At 51.5% G+C, this 16570-nt stretch carries 18 protein-coding genes; 9 read left to right on the forward strand and 9 right to left on the reverse strand.

The features are described 5' to 3' along the window. Positions 1-76 precede the first annotated feature (76 nt). Positions 77-706, forward strand: coding sequence for a class I SAM-dependent methyltransferase (locus BUB13_RS08255; RefSeq protein ID WP_072907784.1), 630 nt, complete (start codon positions 77-79; stop codon positions 704-706). Positions 707-860: 154 nt separating this feature from the next. Here the strand turns inward: BUB13_RS08255 and BUB13_RS08260 are convergent, their stop codons facing one another. The 4 genes from BUB13_RS08260 to BUB13_RS08275 all read right to left on the reverse strand — a co-directional run bounded on the left by BUB13_RS08260 (position 861) and on the right by BUB13_RS08275 (position 3886). Continuing rightward, a complete protein-coding gene (locus tag BUB13_RS08260) occupies positions 861-1385 on the reverse strand; it encodes a DUF6691 family protein (protein WP_084091881.1) in 525 nt (174 codons plus the stop codon). Next, entirely contained in the window at positions 1385-1927 is a 543-nt protein-coding gene (locus tag BUB13_RS08265) for a YeeE/YedE thiosulfate transporter family protein (RefSeq protein WP_072907788.1), read from the reverse strand. Before BUB13_RS08265 ends, BUB13_RS08260 begins: the two co-directional genes overlap by 1 nt. Before the next feature lie 72 nt (positions 1928-1999). Then, entirely contained in the window at positions 2000-2995 is a 996-nt protein-coding gene (locus BUB13_RS08270; protein WP_072907790.1) for a dihydroorotate dehydrogenase-like protein, read from the reverse strand. A 195-nt stretch (positions 2996-3190) separates the two neighbouring features. Further along, the gene (locus BUB13_RS08275; protein ID WP_072907792.1) at positions 3191-3886 is read right to left on the reverse strand and encodes a peroxiredoxin; all 696 of its coding nucleotides are present in this window, start codon (positions 3884-3886) and stop codon (positions 3191-3193) included. A gap of 265 nt (positions 3887-4151) precedes the next feature. Between BUB13_RS08275 and BUB13_RS08280 the strand changes: the two genes are divergently transcribed. Beyond that, positions 4152-5699, forward strand: coding sequence for a sigma-54-dependent Fis family transcriptional regulator (locus tag BUB13_RS08280; protein ID WP_072907794.1), 1548 nt, complete (start codon positions 4152-4154; stop codon positions 5697-5699). Positions 5700-5751: 52 nt separating this feature from the next. On the opposite strand, the gene BUB13_RS08285 is transcribed toward BUB13_RS08280, so the two are convergent. Both BUB13_RS08285 and BUB13_RS08290 read right to left on the reverse strand, forming a co-directional pair. Then, complete coding sequence (locus tag BUB13_RS08285) at positions 5752-6144, reverse strand: Hsp20/alpha crystallin family protein (RefSeq protein WP_072907796.1); 393 nt, start codon at positions 6142-6144, stop codon at positions 5752-5754. A 44-nt stretch (positions 6145-6188) separates the two neighbouring features. Further along, positions 6189-6623 carry an Hsp20/alpha crystallin family protein gene (locus BUB13_RS08290; protein WP_072907798.1) on the reverse strand — a complete coding sequence of 145 codons (435 nt, stop codon included), beginning with the start codon at positions 6621-6623 and terminating at the stop codon, positions 6189-6191. Positions 6624-6985: 362 nt separating this feature from the next. Between BUB13_RS08290 and dnaK the strand changes: the two genes are divergently transcribed. Both dnaK and BUB13_RS08300 read left to right on the forward strand, forming a co-directional pair. Further along, positions 6986-8902, forward strand: coding sequence for a molecular chaperone DnaK (gene dnaK, locus BUB13_RS08295; RefSeq protein WP_072907800.1), 1917 nt, complete (start codon positions 6986-6988; stop codon positions 8900-8902). Between the two features lie 42 nt (positions 8903-8944). Beyond that, positions 8945-9961, forward strand: a complete 1017-nt coding sequence (locus tag BUB13_RS08300) for a zinc metalloprotease HtpX (RefSeq protein ID WP_072907802.1) — start codon at positions 8945-8947, stop codon at positions 9959-9961. 15 nt (positions 9962-9976) lie between these two features. Here the strand turns inward: BUB13_RS08300 and BUB13_RS08305 are convergent, their stop codons facing one another. Both BUB13_RS08305 and BUB13_RS18930 read right to left on the reverse strand, forming a co-directional pair. Then, complete coding sequence (locus BUB13_RS08305; protein WP_072907804.1) at positions 9977-10690, reverse strand: hypothetical protein; 714 nt, start codon at positions 10688-10690, stop codon at positions 9977-9979. A gap of 71 nt (positions 10691-10761) precedes the next feature. Next, positions 10762-10920 carry a hypothetical protein gene (locus BUB13_RS18930; protein ID WP_153305036.1) on the reverse strand — a complete coding sequence of 53 codons (159 nt, stop codon included), beginning with the start codon at positions 10918-10920 and terminating at the stop codon, positions 10762-10764. Positions 10921-11096: 176 nt separating this feature from the next. On the opposite strand from BUB13_RS18930, the gene BUB13_RS08310 reads away from it, so the two are divergent. The 5 genes from BUB13_RS08310 to BUB13_RS08330 are packed head-to-tail and all read left to right on the forward strand — an operon-like array spanning position 11097 to position 16202. Next, positions 11097-11912 (forward strand): FRG domain-containing protein, encoded by an 816-nt coding sequence (locus tag BUB13_RS08310; RefSeq protein ID WP_084091883.1) that lies wholly within the window; start codon positions 11097-11099, stop codon positions 11910-11912. Positions 11913-11951: 39 nt separating this feature from the next. Further along, positions 11952-13118 carry a nucleotide sugar dehydrogenase gene (locus BUB13_RS08315; RefSeq protein WP_072907808.1) on the forward strand — a complete coding sequence of 389 codons (1167 nt, stop codon included), beginning with the start codon at positions 11952-11954 and terminating at the stop codon, positions 13116-13118. Next, entirely contained in the window at positions 13118-13486 is a 369-nt protein-coding gene (locus BUB13_RS08320) for a diacylglycerol kinase (RefSeq protein ID WP_072907810.1), read from the forward strand. Before BUB13_RS08315 ends, BUB13_RS08320 begins: the two co-directional genes overlap by 1 nt. 9 nt (positions 13487-13495) lie before the next feature. Further along, positions 13496-14398 (forward strand): AEC family transporter, encoded by a 903-nt coding sequence (locus BUB13_RS08325; RefSeq protein ID WP_072907812.1) that lies wholly within the window; start codon positions 13496-13498, stop codon positions 14396-14398. A gap of 10 nt (positions 14399-14408) precedes the next feature. After that, the gene (locus tag BUB13_RS08330) at positions 14409-16202 is read left to right on the forward strand and encodes a hypothetical protein (protein ID WP_072907814.1); all 1794 of its coding nucleotides are present in this window, start codon (positions 14409-14411) and stop codon (positions 16200-16202) included. Positions 16203-16253: 51 nt separating this feature from the next. Here the strand turns inward: BUB13_RS08330 and BUB13_RS18935 are convergent, their stop codons facing one another. Then, positions 16254-16409, reverse strand: a complete 156-nt coding sequence (locus BUB13_RS18935) for a hypothetical protein (RefSeq protein WP_153305037.1) — start codon at positions 16407-16409, stop codon at positions 16254-16256. Positions 16410-16570: the final 161 nt, after the last annotated feature.

A 16570-nucleotide genomic window follows, 5' to 3' on the forward strand; every position in this document is an offset into this window, starting at 1 on the left:
TAATATCACCTAGAAGCAGACCTTTAGAGATTGGTCACCGAACTTTCGAATTTCAGATGAGCGAATGGAGGAATAGTTGGTTTCAGGAGATCAGAAGCAGACTTCAAAGAAGGCTTGCTGGCGTGTGATATCAGCTCCCCATTCTTGTGATGTGGAAACTGAAGTGGCATGTGGTTTTGGTGTCCGATCGCCGGAGTTTATCTTTGATGAACTCAACCTTAAGGCAGGGGATTGTTTTTTAGACGCTGGTTGCGGGCCGGGGGAGTATGCCATGCTCGCAGCTAAACGGGTCGATACACAGGGGGCAGTCATCGCGTTGGATCGCGATCCCTTCATGATCAGGCAAGTAAAAAGAAAAGCTGAAAGTCTGGGTATTGAAAACATTTCTGCGCAGTTGGGTGAACTTGGAACGCCGTTGGCGTTAGCTGATCAGGGTGTTGACAGTTGCCTGGTGTCTGCGGTTCTCCACATGCCCGGGCTTGATGATCGTTGGGATGTCCTGTTCGGAGAAATATATCGGGTTCTACGCTTTGCCGGAAGGTTGGGTATCGTTGAACGTTGCCAGGAAAATGTTTCTCCAGATCAGCCGTTGCATTTGCGCCTGACACCGGAAACAATCATTGCTGGAATAGAGCAGCATGGTTTTCAAAAGTGCAAGCTGGTTGAGCTGGGCTCTTCTTGTTTTATTGTATTTGAGCGTATCTGAAATTGCGCGTTAAAGAAATTTCTGTTTTCATCTCGACCTTCTTTTTCAGCGACTCGCCATATTAAGTAAAAATCCCTCTAACTCTGCTGAGAAAGAGGGATTTTTAAACAGATGGACCGTCGGCCTGTAACTTTAGCCGGAGACCTTTTGCAATCTAGAGATTTTTCTTTTCAAACCAGGAAAGCATCACCACGCCGAACACAATAAAGACTCCGATGACTGGCCAGGGTGATATCCCCAGAACCTGAGGAAGGGTGATTTTTCCGTAGTTGCCCCAAGCCAAAATGGTTTTTTTCAACACAGGGTAAGCTTCGGCATAAATTGCAGCACCAAGTAGCATGCCGAGGATCGCCCAGACAGCATGGATCCGCCCTTCAGCTAATGCCCCGACCGATGTCCCCGGGCAGTAGCCGGCGAAAGCCCATCCAATACCAAACATTAATCCGCCGATGATTATGGCAGCGACATTGGTTGCTTTCAAACTCAGACTGATAACACCGGCGGCAGAGAAGGCGTAAATGCCAACCATGCCGACCAGGACGGCGGTAAACATGAACTTAATAATGGTCATATCTTTAAGCAGCATGAAGCCGACTTGTTTTTCAAATCGCAGAACTTCGCCTTTCTGCAGCAAAAAACCAAACAGGATACCTGTAATCAAGCCGATGATCTGTTCCATCATTGACCTCCTTGACCATAAACAAACCGGGCCGTTACGATAGCGCCGACAAGAAAGAAAACGAGCGCCATGAGTCCGCTGACCGCCAGCTGCATATTCCCTGAAAGGCCATGGCCGCTGGGGCATCCGCCTGCCAGTCGAGCACCGAACATCAAAACCATCCCGCCGAAGAAGGCACCCACCGCTCGAACTGTTGCGCTGGGTCCAAAGCGTTGTTCCCATATGGGTGGGACCGTTTCGAGTTTGCTTGTCTTACCGAATCTTGCAGCAGCAAATGCCCCGATAAAAACACCGCCAACAAACAGCATCTGCCAATCGACTTTAACTTTTTTCGAATTGAAATAACTGTTCTGTGCGACGTGCTCTTCTGCCACGGTTTTTTCGATAAAGCCAGCCGCCCGGACAAATGTCGTCGAGGCCCCGAGATATTTAGGCTTTTCAAGCACGAGCGTTGTGACGACAACGGAAAGAACGGCTAAAACACCGACCAATGCACCTGCCACATAAGGATTCCAGCGTGCGTTAAAAATGGATAAGTTCATCTTTCCTCCCGATATTCAGTTTTCACCTCTGCAAGAGAAACGGCTAGAAATTCCAGTGAGTAATGTCAATGGCTACAAAATTTCTTCATATCCGCTGAAGTACTTCATGAACTGGACTCTTTCGTAAGTCGCCGGATTAGTGCTCTTGTTCTGACTCATTTTCCCACGGAAATCTTCAAGCTTGCTGTGACCGTGCCGGGTCATCCAGTCTTTAAGCTGATCCAGCATGGTTTGGATGTAGAACGGGCCGTTCTTGTACAGGGTCGAAACGACCTGTACCGCCTGTGCGCCCGCCAGCAATTGTTTGATGACGGCTTCTCCGTCATGAACACCGGTGGACGCGGCAAGGTCACAATCCACCTTCTGCGACATAAGAGCCATCCAACGCAGCGATATGGCCAAATCTCCGGGTGTGCTCAAAATATTGTTCTGCGTCACTTTGAGTTCCTCGATGTCGAAGTCCGGACTGTAGAAGCGGTTGAAGAGGGTTAAGCCCGAGATCCCCTGCGTGGAGAGCTTCTGAATTGTCTGGCCAAGACAGGTGAAGTACGGGCTGATCTTCAATGCTACCGGGATGGAAACTTTATTGAGGACCTTCTCGATAACATTGAAATACGCGCGTTCCATCTCGTCAGCACTGCGTTCCAGGTCTGTAGGCAGAAAAAACATGTTCAATTCAAGGGCATCAGCGCCTGCAGATTCAAGATGCTCTGCGTATTCGATCCAGTCGTATGAGTATGTACAGTTGATACTTGCCACGATCGGAATCGCTACCGCACTTTTTGCATCACTGATTAGGCTCTTATATTTTTTCAGGTTTTCGCTTTTGAGATCCAAATCGAGAGTATCGAAACGTTCCAGGTAGCGACTGGTTTCGGGGAGATCTTTCATGAGATCATTCATCTCGTGAAGAATTTCCTCCTCGAAGATTGACTTGAGCACAATGGCTCCTGCGCCCCCTTCTTCGAGTTTTTTGATGCCGGCTACTGAACTGGAAAGTCCTGAGCTGCCGGCGATAATCGGGTTTTTTAAACTCAGTCCCATAAATTTGGTCGACAAATCTAGCATTTTCGATTTTCTCCTTCCATGTTCAGGGTGATCGTAAATCAAGCTGATTCAACCGGTCGCTTTACAGTCAGAGGCGACCTCAGTTGGCTTGAGAAATCGGCATAAGGCACTCATCTTTGAGTCATTGTACCTTATGCCGATGTTTGGCAAGAAGCCTGCGCAATTATTTAGCGCACCTCATTACAGTATAGCTTGTTACGCAAGAATCTCTTCCAGCGTGATATAGTCACCGACATTACCCGTCATCTGTTCTACATCGGTATTTACAGGGAGGGTTTTCTTCCCTTTACGCCAGTTTGCTGGGCAAACCTCTCCTGTGCTGTAGGCGTGTTGCCATGCTTCAATTTGACGGATCAGCTCAATGACACTTCGGCCGACGGCGTCGGCAACGGTTTCTTCAGCAACGACAACGCCATCTGGGTTGATGATAAAACGCCCGCGCAGTGCAACGCCCTCCTGCTCGATCCAGACGCCAAATTTGCGTGCAACATTGCCGGTGTTGTCGGCGCCCATGGTCAGTTTCAGGTCTTTCAGCAAAGGCTCTGTCTCGGCAAAACGCTTGTGGCTGAACTTGGTGTCTCCTGAAATTGGAACAACAACTACGCCAAGCTCATTCAGCTTGTCGAGCTGGGAATTCATTGCAGCAATTTCCGTTGGGCAGACAAAGGTAAAATCGGCTGGGTAGAAACAAACGACAGCCCATTTGCCTTTCAGCTCTTCACTGGAAATCGTTGTGTAGTGACCTGTTGCGGCATTGTAAGCTTCCATTTCAAATTCCGGCATGCGGCGCATAACTAATGTCGAGCTCATCTTCTTTTTCTCCTGTTCGGGTTGGTTTTCGGTAACAATTGGCTCAGAGTCTTCAATGATTTTTGTTGTGTCACATGGCATGACAGCCCTCCTGAACGAAATTTTTTTGACAAGTCCTTTTGGGATTAAGGGGCGCCCCCTGTATCCGTTTTCTGTTTTTGCTTTGAGCAAGTGGCATGCCACACTATTTATTTTTTCTTTAAGCTCTGTAAAAATAGGTATTTGCGTTCTTTTGCTGGGTCCGGATCAGCCTCTTTGCCTTGACTTTCACCGATATTGCGTTGTTTTATAAACGTTATTTCGGTGTTTATTTGCAGATAACGATATTTCGTTGGATGGAGGATGCATGGATAGGAAGCGTCTTGTCCCTAGCTCGTCTGATAAGATTTTGGAACTGATTCTTACTGCGTTGCGCGATTTGGTTGACTACGAGCTGGCGGTCATTCTGAAATTGACAGAAAGCAACACCCTGACAGTACAAAAAGCTCAGGGCCCTTTGGCTAATGAGCGGATTAAAGATTTCAGCGTCGATCTCAGCCGCCGCAGGGATCTTGCCCGCATTATCCGATTCGATCAGCCCTATCTGTTCGCTGAACAAGAAGAACACGAAGATACCTATGAAGACTTGATGGATCTGCCAGAGGGACATTCATGCCTGGTTGCCCCGCTTTATTTTCAGGATGCTCCCATCGGCCTGATGACCCTGGATCACAGCGTTTGCAATATGTTTTCCCCGGCAATTGTTAAATTTATCGGAACCATCTCACGCCTGATTGCAGTCATTATCGCCCAGAATGAATCTAGCCAGTATCAAGACACCCTCAGACGTGATTTAACCCGGGAGCGTAACCTGCTGCTGACCCGTGAATCTCCACAACTTAAAAATATCCGCGGCGATTCTCCTGCCTGGTCCCGGGTAATTGATCAGGTGAAGATTGTCGCAGAATCCGATCTGCCGGTCCTGATTCATGGCGAAACCGGGACTGGCAAAGAGCAGGTGGCTCGAACCATCCACAAGCTCAGTCCACGGAATGACAAGCCGTTTATCACCCTGAATTGCTCGGCGTTGAATGCCAGTTTGGCGGAAAGCGAACTTTTCGGTCACGAAAAAGGGGCTTTCACCTCGGCGATCGCTCAGCGCAAAGGTCGCTTTGAAATCGCAGATGGAGGCACGTTGTTTCTGGATGAGATTGCCGATTTGCCAATGGAAATTCAGCCGAAGTTGCTCAGAACTCTGCAGGAAGGAACTTTCGAGCGGATTGGCGGTGAAACTACGCGCTCATGCGATGTGCGTATCATTGCAGCCAGCCACATGGATTTGAAGAAAAGGGTCCAAGAAGGACTGTTTCGCGAGGACCTATATTACCGATTGGGGGTCTATCCCCTTGAGCTTCCACCCCTGCGCCAGCGGAAAGAAGACATTATCCCTCTGACCAGGCACTTTGCCCAGCAAGAAGCTCGTAAAGCCAAAATCCGCACACCGGATATCAGCGAAGAAGCACTAGAAGGATTGTTGAGATACCCTTGGCCCGGCAATGTGCGTGAGCTGCAGAACGCTATCAGCCGAGGGGTCCTGCTGGCAAAAGGGAAAGAGATCGGCTGCCATCATTTGGGTCTGTACCCTAGTGCTCTTGTGCCAGAAACAGATCCGTTAGACAGTTTTCAGGTCGCGCCAGCTGAATCTCGGTCGAGGTTTCCAAGCATGGTTGCTGTTGAAAAAAGGCACATTGAAAATGCTCTCAGCCAGACGGCAGGAAAAATCTACGGCGAAAATGGTGCCGCCGCCCTGCTTGGGATGAAACCTACAACTCTGCAAAGCCGCATTAAAAAGCTTAAAATTAAACGCCAGGATTTTTTGACATCCGATGTCAGCATTGTGGACATGCAGAGGTAAAAAACAGGCCCCTGGAAATTCCAGGGGCCGATTGTCTCAAGGTGCCACCTTCTTAATGCCTGATTTCAATCTTTTTCGGTTTCGCTGATTCAGCTTTCGGAATATCCAGTGTCAGGACTCCGTTGTTCAGGTCCGCCGTGGTTTTCTCGGCATCGATCTGCTCCGAAATCTTGAATTGGCGGTAGTAGTTCGCCGCTGAGAATTCACGAAGTACTGGCTTCCCACGTTTTTCTATCGAAACCTCGCCGTTGATCGTGAGCACCCCTTTTTCCAGGTTGATGTCGAGCCCGTTCTTGTCGACGCCAGGCATATCGGCGACCAGAATGATTTTGTCGTCAGATTCAAAAATATCGACTGCCGGTGTCCAGACCCGACCCAGGGTTCTGGTTTCCTCGTGCTGACTTGGAGTTGTTTCCTGCCGCTTGGCCATCTCTTGAGCTGCCATGGTTCTATCCTCCTCTCTTTCAGGTTCTTTAAGTTTTTTCCCGATCAGCTTGCCCGCACCGAGATTTTCTTCGGCTGTTCACTTTGCGGTTTCGGCAGAGTGATCAGGAGCACCCCGTTACGATACTCGGCATCGACCTTGGAACCGTCGATGGAATCTGGAAGCTCGATGGTGCGCATAAATTTGCCTGAGCCGCGTTCATGCCGATGCCAGGTCCGCTCCTTTTGATCATCAGCTTTGCGCTCACCGCTTAGGGTCAGTGCTCCGCGCATCAGGTTCAGGTCCAGATCTTTTGGATTGATGCCGGGGACCAAGGCTTCAACATAATAGTTGTTGTCGTCTTCGCTCAGGTTAATGCGTGGATATTCGCCGGTTCCAATCCCGGGAAGAAACGCTGAGCCCCTGCCGAGGCCCCTGAAAGCATGATCGATTTCTCTGCGCAACATATCCATCTCTTGAAACAGATCTAATCCAGCCATTTTCTCCTCCTTTTAAAAAAGTTTTCTGCTCCGGTTGCCGTGGTTTAACCATCGAAATAACAAATCCCGTGCCAACGGAAAGAGAACTGACAAAAGTTTTTTATTCATAAGTTTCAGGGAGTTGTGGTCCACGAGCGCAAGCTTGAAATGCTCATTTCGGACAAGCTGTCGCAACTATCGTCGCATGCGACATTTCCTGCGACAGCTGTGACGTCGCAACTCTCAGAGCGAAATCACAAAGGCCCTGTTTCTGCGGTTCTACAGTTGGCATGGCCTTTGATTTAACTCTCTATCAGCAGATAAAACCAACGAGCTTGGGGCCCGGTCCCCAAGAGAAAACAAAACGAAGGAGGAAAAGAAAAATGAGCAAGATAATCGGCATCGACCTGGGAACCACTAATTCATGTGTTTCCATTCTGGAAGGGGGAAAACCCAAAGTTATTGAGAACAGCGAGGGGGCGCGGACAACTCCATCTATCGTTGCTTACTCGGCCGATAAAGAAGTTCTGGTCGGACAGACCGCCAAGCGTCAGGCCGTTACCAACCCGGAGAATACTCTGTTTGCCATCAAGCGCCTGATCGGACGTCGCCATGATGATCCGATGGTGGAAAAAGACAAAGGCATGGTGCCATACCAGATTGTTAAAGCGGGTAACGGCGATGCCTGGGTCAAGGTGGCCGGCAAGGAATTGTCGCCACAGGAGATCTCGGCGAAAATTCTGCAGAAAATGAAGAAATCTGCTGAAGATTATTTAGGCACAAGCGTTTCAGAAGCGGTGATTACTGTTCCCGCGTATTTTAACGATTCTCAGCGGCAAGCGACCAAAGATGCCGGCAAGATCGCCGGGCTCGATGTCAAGCGGATCATCAACGAACCGACCGCAGCCGCCCTGGCTTACGGGCTGGATAAAAAAGGTGATCAAACCGTGGTGGTCTACGATCTCGGCGGCGGTACTTTTGATGTTTCGATCATCGAAATTGCCGATGTCGATGGCGAGCAGCAATTCGAAGTGCTGGCAACCAATGGCGATACCTTTCTCGGCGGGGAGGATTTCGATACCAGGCTGATCGAGTTCATCTGCGATGAATTCAAAAAAGAGCAGGGGATTGACCTGCGAGGTGACCAGATGGCCCTGCAGCGGCTGAAAGAGGCGGCCGAGAAAGCCAAAATCGAACTGTCCACAACAGAGCAGACCGATATCAATCTGCCTTTTATCAGTGCTGACGCCAGCGGCCCGAAGCATCTGAATATGAAGATCAGCCGGGCCCGTTTCGAATCACTTGTCAGCGAGCTGGTCGAGAAGACAATCGAACCCTGCCAGCAGGCGCTCAAAGATGCCGGCATGAAGGCAAGCGAGATCGACAGCGTGATTCTGGTCGGCGGCCAGACCCGCATGCCGCTGGTACAGCAGAAGGTGAAGGATTTTTTCGGCAAAGAGCCGCGCAAAGACGTCAACCCTGACGAAGCTGTGGCAATCGGTGCCGCTATTCAGGGTGGTGTGCTCGGCGGCAGTGTCAACGACGTGTTGTTGCTGGATGTCACCCCGCTTTCCCTCGGCATCGAGACCCTTGGTGGCTTGATGACCAGGCTGATCGAAAAGAACACAACCATCCCGGCGCAGGCCAGCCAGGTGTTCTCGACTGCTGAAGATAACCAGTCGGCCGTGACCGTGCATGTGCTGCAGGGAGAGCGGGAGCAGGCGGCCTACAACAAGTCGCTCGGCCAGTTCAACCTGGAAGGGATCAACCCGGCGCCGCGGGGTATACCGCAGATCGAGGTCAAGTTTGATATCGATGCCAACGGTATCCTCAACGTTTCTGCCAAGGACAAGGTGACCGGCAAAGAGCAGTCGGTGGTGATCAAGGCTTCGAGCGGGCTGAGTGAAGAGGAAATCGAGCGGATGGTGAACGAAGCGGAAACCCATGCAGAAGAAGACCGCAAATTCCACGAACTGGTCAGCGCCCGAAATCAGGGTGAAGCCCTGGTACATGCAACCCGCAAGACCCTGGCTGATGTCGGCGACAAGGTTGACAGCAGCAACAGGGCAAGCATCGAGAGCCTGATCAACGAGCTTGAAGCGGCGCTCAAAGGCGATGATAGAAACGCCATCGAGACCAAGAGCCAGGAGCTGAGTGCTGCATCGGCCAAGCTGGCTGAGCAGCTTTATGCTCAGGCTGATCCCGACGCGCAGGAGTCAGCCCCTAGCGGCCATACAGAGGATGGCGTCATCGACGCTGAATTTGAAGACGTAACAAACAAAAAGAACAACGCGGCCTGAGCAGCCTGATGACTGTCCGGGCTGACAGAAAGGAAAAAGCTGATGTTCCGCAGGTCCCCGATCAACAAAAAAGACTGGTTCCGTCACAGTTGGCAGAACCGCGTGCAGACCGCCTTGCTGCTCGTTTTTCTCGGCAGTTACCTGTTCCTGGTCGGCTGGTTGGTCTGGGGATCTGCAATGACTGTCTGGTTGCTGGTGCTGACTACAATTATGTTGTTGTTGGCACCAGCCCAGTCGCCCCACCTGTTTATGAAGCTGTCGGGTGCGCGGCCATTAAGCAGGCGGCAGAATCAGGAGCTTTACAACCTCACGGATGGTTTGTCGCAGGTCGCAGGATTAGAGCGCTCACCGGAGCTCTATCTTCTGCCGACACGTCAGCCGAACGCTCTTGCGAGCGGCAGCCGTCATGAGCCAGTCATCGCCGTGTCGGATGGTTTGCTGCAATTGCTCAACCGGCGCGAGATGGCAGGGGTTATTGCCCACGAGATAAGCCACCTGCGCAATGACGACATTTGCGTCATGCGGCTTGCTGATCTCGCTGCACGTTTGACCGGCAGCTTGTCTCTGTTTGGTCAGGTCCTGTTGTTGCTCAACTTGCCATTAGTTCTTTTCTCCGGAGAGAGTATCAACTGGGGTCTGGTTCTCCTGCTGGTTTTTGCGCCGCAGGTCAGCTCCCTGGCACAGCTTGGTTTGTCACGGGTGCGTGAATTTAGTGCTGACCTTGGGGCTGCAGAGTTGACTGGAGATCCGCACGGCCTGGCCAGTGCCCTGCAGAAGATCGAGCGATCGGTCGGTGGTTTTATGCAGCGATTTTTAAGAAATTACCGGATGCTGCCCGACTGGCTGCGGACCCACCCACCGACCCGCGAACGGATCCGGCGACTGCTGGAGCTGGCAGATCATGCTTCTACCAGCGTTGCAAAGGCGGCACATGCTACGGCTTGGCAACTTAAGCCATGGCCCGATATCGTTGTCAGAGGCTTGCAGCCAAAGGCAATTCCGATTGTTATCTATCCATCGGGGTTGAATCAGCGGCGAGCGATAAGGCGTAAATGGTAAATTCCTGCTGACTGCTTAAAGTTGCCCTTGGTTTTTCATCGCTGCTAAGCCTGCTTGATTTAGAGGTGATGAGATTTCAACCACAATTTTCGGGGAGCCGGGCAATCCGCCGGGGCCGAGGTATCGCAGGAACAGGTGATCCCCCTCGCGGAACCAGTAGGTGGCTTTCCAGAAGGGGGCAGCCAATCCGCTCAGCCTCAGCTCGATCTTCTGCGCCTTGATCTGCTCTCCCTGAATTTCTAATATTTCAATCCCTTTTTTGATCGCCTTCAGCTTGTGTATGCCGAGGGTGTCGGGACGTACAATCCAGAACCTGATTTTTTCATCGCTGCTGTCAAGGAAAGGACGGAAGGAAATCGACATGGTCTGGAACCAGGGAGCTTCGTCGATATTTTTCCAGTGGTCGATCGCCTCCCCCGCAAAAGTGCCGGTCAGGTGAAGATGGTTGAAATGGCGCTCGATCTTCAGCTGAGTTTTCTTCTCTTCATCGCTTACCCGCCAGCTGCGCGTGGCAAGATTTACATCCATTTCGGTTCGATCGACTTCAGCGTTTATTTCGGTAACGATTTGCTCCGGGTCACCGCTCAAGCGCTGCCAGCGCATGGTCGCGGTTTCAGTGCCGAAAGTCCGTGTGTACTGATGTTGTTCGAGCACTGTGGCGGCAAGAAGGCTTTGTGTGCAACAGAGCCAAAACAATAGGGCGCTGCCGATAATTTTAAGCTTTCGCATAAATTTCTTTCTAGCTAGATGGCTTGGGTGCTTGCAGGCGGTGTAGCAGCAGAATTTCCGATGTCGATCGCCTACAGTTCGGTCTCTGAACCAGCGGTGATATCTTGGGCGGAAAAAGGTAGCAGGGATGCCCCTTTCTCTATACTGATACCAAGAGCAGCAAAGCTATCTGCTGGCTTGAGAGGTGTCTTTAAATTTTGATCAGTGCCAAGCACTTTCAGCTTCTGCAAAAAAAAACTCCACTAATGCAATTTTGCCGATCCTGACCGTGTTTTGTTGGGGTTTGATTATCCGAATGTCAGAAAAAGATGTTTTCCGATGAAACCGCTGGTCAAACGCTAACAATGTTCACATCCGTTACAAACGTTCTCTGTTTTATATGTCAGCCGAAAGAATGGAGAATGGATTGAACGAAGTCAGAGTCAACAGCTGGAGCCAGCTGCAAGTTGAGCTGTTCGTAGATTCCTGGAGTGCTGATATCGGGCGTTTTCGCTCGCGTTACGCATTCCGTGGTTTGTCGAACGTGGATTATCGGCTGGACACGACGTTAATACGTCTGGGCGGAGATTTTGTTTCGCTGGAGCGGCACCTGCTGCGCAATTTTAAAAAGTATGCCCGCAGCAACGTGGTCGAGCAGGACTCGGTCTGGCACTGGCTGGCGGTGGCGCAACATTACGGGCTACCGACCCGACTGCTCGACTGGACCTATTCCCCTTACGTCGCCTTGCATTTTGCCACTGCCAATCTGGAGCGGTTCGATACCGACGGTGTTATCTGGGCGGTCAACTATCTGAAGGCGCACCAGCTGCTGCCCCAGCTTTTACGCGATAAATTGGAAGAGGAAGGTGCCAATGTCTTTACCGTTGAGATGTTGTCCGAAACCCTTGCCAGCCTGGCCGAATTCGGAACCCTCGAGCCGAATGATTACAGTCTCTTCTTTGAGCCGCCATCAATCGATGATCGCATCATCAACCAGTTCGGCTTCTTCTCCGTCATGCCCAAAGCCAATTGTTCTCTAAACGACTGGCTGAGCCGACACCCCGATTTCTGGCGAAAAATCATTATTCCCGCCAACCTGAAATGGGAAATCCGCGATAAGCTGGACCAGGCTAACATCACCGAGAGAGTACTGTTTCCCGGCCTCGATGGACTCAGCCACTGGCTCAGAAGACACTATAGCCCGAAAGATGAGCAACCGGTAATACGCCTGGTGGGAAGTTGACCTTTTGTTTTACAGTACGAAAAGGAAAGAGGTTTAAAGATGAAAATTGCCGTTGCCGGTACCGGCTACGTTGGCTTGTCCAACGCCGTGCTGCTCGCTCAACACAACCAGGTTGTCGCTCACGACATTGTTCCGGAGCGGGTGGCTATGCTTAAAAGTCGCCAGGCTCCGATCGAAGATCGGGAGATTGAAGAATACCTGACCTCCCGCTCTCTAGATCTTACAGCGACCCTGTCTGCGAGTGAAGCTTACCGCGCTGCCGATATCGTCATTGTTGCTACTCCGACCGATTACGATTCGGCAACCAATTATTTTAATACCAGTTCGGTCGAAGCGGTTATCCGTGACGTACTCAACTACAATCCATCAGCTCTGATGGTGATCAAATCGACGGTGCCGGTTGGTTATACTGAGCGGGTGCGCAAAGAGTTCGGCATTGACAACCTGATCTTTTCTCCGGAATTCCTGCGCGAAGGCAAAGCGCTTTATGACAACCTTTACCCCGCACGCATTGTTGTTGGCGAGCGCTCGCAGCGGGCACAGAATTTTGCCGATCTACTCAGGCAGGGCGCGTTCAAGCAGGATGTTCAGGTCCTGCTGACCGACAGCACTGAAGCGGAGGCGATCAAGCTTTTCGCCAACACTTACCTGGCGATGCGGGTCGCCTACTTTAACGAGCTCGATACCTACGCTGCGAGTCATGGTTTGGATACCCGTCAGATCATCGATGGTGTCTGCCTTGATCCACGTATTGGTGACCACTACAACAATCCAAGTTTCGGTTACGGTGGTTACTGTCTGCCGAAAGATACCAAACAGCTGCTGGCCAACTACCGCGATGTTCCACAAAACCTGATCAATGCCATCGTCATGGCCAATACCACGCGCAAGGATTTTGTTGCCGATCAGGTTGTCAGCAAAAAACCGGAATGCGTCGGTGTTTATCGATTGGTGATGAAGCAGGGCTCCGACAATTTTCGCTCCAGTTCTATCCAAGGCGTGATGAAGCGGATCAAGGCCAAGGGGATCAAGGTTGTTATTTACGAACCGGTGCTAGAGGTTGATGAGTTTTTCAACTCGCAAGTCGTGCGCGATCTTGAAGAATTCAAACGTTGCTGTGATGTGATCATCGCTAACCGCCCGCATGCGGATCTGGATGATGTTATGGCTAAAGTCTACACGCGCGACCTTTTCGGCAACGACTGATGAAGGGCAACACCGGTATCAAGCGGATCGTCCTGGCCGCCGGTTATTCGGCGCAAGGCTTAAAAGCGGCCTTTGTCAATGAGGCAGCTTTCCGTCAGGAGGTTCTGCTGGCAGTGGTGTTGATTCCGCTGGCCTGCTGGCTGGATGTCAGGGCAATTGAGCGGGTACTGATGATCGCTTCGGTTGTGCTGGTGATGATTGTCGAACTGCTCAACTCGGCGATTGAGGCGGTGGTGGACCGCATCGGTCCGGAAAAGCATGAGTTGTCTGGACGGGCCAAGGACATCGGTTCCGCCGCAGTAATGATTTCGTTGCTGCTGACTCTCTACATCTGGACTGAAGTGCTCTGGCCCAAACTGTTCGGTTAAACGATCGGGATGACGACCATCATTAACAATGTTTTGCCGCTGGTCCTGATCTTTCTGCTTGGGGTGCTGCTGAAACGCTTCGGTGTGTTCGTGCAGGATGACGCCCATCGACTCCTCAAGCTGTTTTTCTATGTTTCGCTGCCGGCGCTGATTCTACGCTCGATCCCGGAGATTGAGCTGAATGCTCAACTGCTGTTCCTGCCGATCAACGCGGCGATGATTATTTTCGCAACCTATCTGGTAGCTTTTTTCTGTGGCAAAAGGCTGCAGCTGGCACGCCCATCTTTCGGTGTATTCCTGGTCGGTGCGATGGTGATGAACGGTGGTTTCGCCTTCCCCTTTGTCCTCTCAGCTTACGGTGAGCCGGGGATGGCGCTGGCGACCCTGTTCGATTTCGGCGGCGGAGTGATGGTTTTTACCTTCGTTTATTACCAGGCCTGTCGTTACGGCAGCGATGGCCGGGGCGGCCTTCATCTGTTGCGAAAATTTCTGCTTTCACCGCCTCTGATGGCTCTTTGCATTGCTCTTTTTCTCAACCTGACCGGGGTGAAGATACCGCAGGTCGGAATGAGCTTCCTCCAGCAATTGGCTTATTTGACCACACCGGTTGTGCTGCTGGCTCTCGGCATCGCATTCAACCCACGACTGGTGCAGCGAACACCGTCGATTGTGGCGATCGGTATCCGCATGTTTGCCGGTTGCCTGTTCGGCCTGCTCTGCTGTGAGCTTTTTCAGTTGCAGGGGCTTGCCCGGCAAGTGACCCTGGTGATGTCGGCGGCCCCGAGCGGAGTGAACACGCTGGTTTTTTCCTCGCTGGAAGATTTGGATAATGAGTTTGCCGCCAGTATCGTCTCTTACGCCACCCTGCTGGGGATGTGCTGGTTGCCACTGCTGATTTACCTGCAGGGATGACTTTATCGCGATGAAACTGATCCCCGAATCCTTCCCTGGCCTGCCGCAAACCAAGACGGTTGTGAATCGCAGCAATGAATCGATCGAGCGTGACCTCTTCATCATCGATGGCTCGGCGCCCTTTTTTGCCCCCTTCGTTGATGGCAAGCGCAAGAACTGGTCGAAAGCACCACTTGCTGAACTGACCACTCATGGCAAGATTTCGGCGAAGATGGCTGATCGCATCTGTGAAGAGCTGACTCTTTATTGCCAGCGGGTTCGTGAGATCGGTTACACGGCGATCACCTTCGATGACCTGGCTCACATCACCCTGTTCGATTTTTATCCCTATATGCTTAGTCGCAGGGTGCATTCCTATCAGAAGCTGTTTCGGCGGGTGTTTAAAATCGCACATGCCGCCGGGCTGAAAATCTTTGTCACCACAGACCTGATGTTTTGGAATTGTTTCATTGAGGAACAGGTGCGGGGAAAAGACGCCCGCATGCGTGATCTGTTTGCCGAGGCGGTCGAGCGGTTGTTTGACCTGTTCCCCAAGGTCGACGGTATCGTTACCCGGATCGGAGAGGCTGACGGTCTGGATGTCGAATCGGCATTCAAGAGCCGACTGGTGATCCGCACACCGAAGCAGTGTAACCGCTGGCTGCAGAGCCTGTTGCCGGTGTTCGAAGCGCACGACAAGCTGCTGATCTTCCGCACCTGGGGACTGGGCGCTTTTCCCATCGGCGACATCAATTGGAACGCTGCTACCCAGCGTCGCGCTTTTGCCAATATCGATTCGCCCGCGTTTATCCTTTCCCACAAGTATGGTGCCGGTGATTTTTTCCGCAATCTGCCACTGAACGATTTTATCCGCAGCTCAGAACATCAGCAGATTATCGAACTGCAGGCGCGGCGCGAGTATGAGGGATTTGGCAGCTTTCCGGCCTACGTCGGCCGTCAGTATCAGGAATATCGCGATGCGCTGAAAAATTCGCCGACCCTGCGCGGTATCTCTGTCTGGTGCCAGACTGGCGGTTGGTCGCATTTCGACCGGCTGACCTTCCTGCCCGGTTCATCCCCCTGGAACGAGCTGAACACAGTCGCTGCGCTGCAACTCTTCTCCAGCGAGAAACCCGCTGATGAGATTCTTGATGATTTCTGTCGTGAACGTTTCGTCAACACCGACCCGGCCAAACTGGTCGAAATGGTCAAGCTGTTCGACAGCCTCATCGATCACCTCTGGTACTTCGCCCCGTTTGCGCAACGTTCGGTCTGGTTCCGGCGGTTGCGGGTGCCGCCGCTGTTATGGATTTTCTGGGATACGGTGCTGGTCAACCGGGCGCTACGACTGGTACTGCATGCTTTTCAGGAGAACCCCAAGGAATTGCGGCAGAAAGATAAGGAACAGCGGGTTGTGCTGCGTGAGCTGAAAAAACTGGTCGCTGAACTGGAGGTTGAGAAGAAGGATCTGGCCATGGCGGTCGATACTTTTTCGCTGCTGATAGTGTTACGGCGCTTTTATTTGGGGAAGGCGGGTAAAAAGCGGGAAAAGAAAATCAAAACCAAGCTGAAAGCTTATCGACAAAAACATCCTCAAGGTTTTGATGTTGAATGTGACTTCGCCCCTTTTCATATCCGTTGGATTACCGCCGGTCTGCTTTTCAGTATCTTTCTGCGGCGCAAGCCGAGCTACCGTGCCTTTGACCGTTTCCTGCTGATCCCGTTGACGGGCTGGATGTTTCCTCTGGTTAAACGCTGGCAGCGGCATCGCATCCCTGATATCGCCGAACGTCAAGCTGCGGGTGTGGAGATTTTCTTTCGCTGAATTTTGCAAAAAGCCCACTCTTTAAATAAGAGTGGGCTCTATGACAGGCTGTTACCTGTGAAGGCGCTTCTGGGTGGCGCTTCCTTTTGATGTAGTTCCAGTTTTCACTTCCCCTTTGCCTTTACTGCTCTTGTTTTGTCCGCCGCCAGCAAAAGCAACCCCGCTGGTCAGAAACACAAAAATCATGATCATGGCAATACTTTTCATTTTTACTCCTTTGCATGTGAGTGGCGGCCCGGACCTGTTCCGGGTCTTTCATTTCCACTCTATTTAAAACGGAGCTATTGCCACTTGGTTGACAGGGAAAGGTAAAAAAATAAACCCCGAAAAGATTTGGGGTTTATTTTTTCTGTTTTTGAAATGTGTTC

Source organism: Malonomonas rubra DSM 5091 (assembly GCF_900142125.1).
Classification (GTDB): Bacteria; Desulfobacterota; Desulfuromonadia; order Desulfuromonadales; family Geopsychrobacteraceae; genus Malonomonas; species Malonomonas rubra.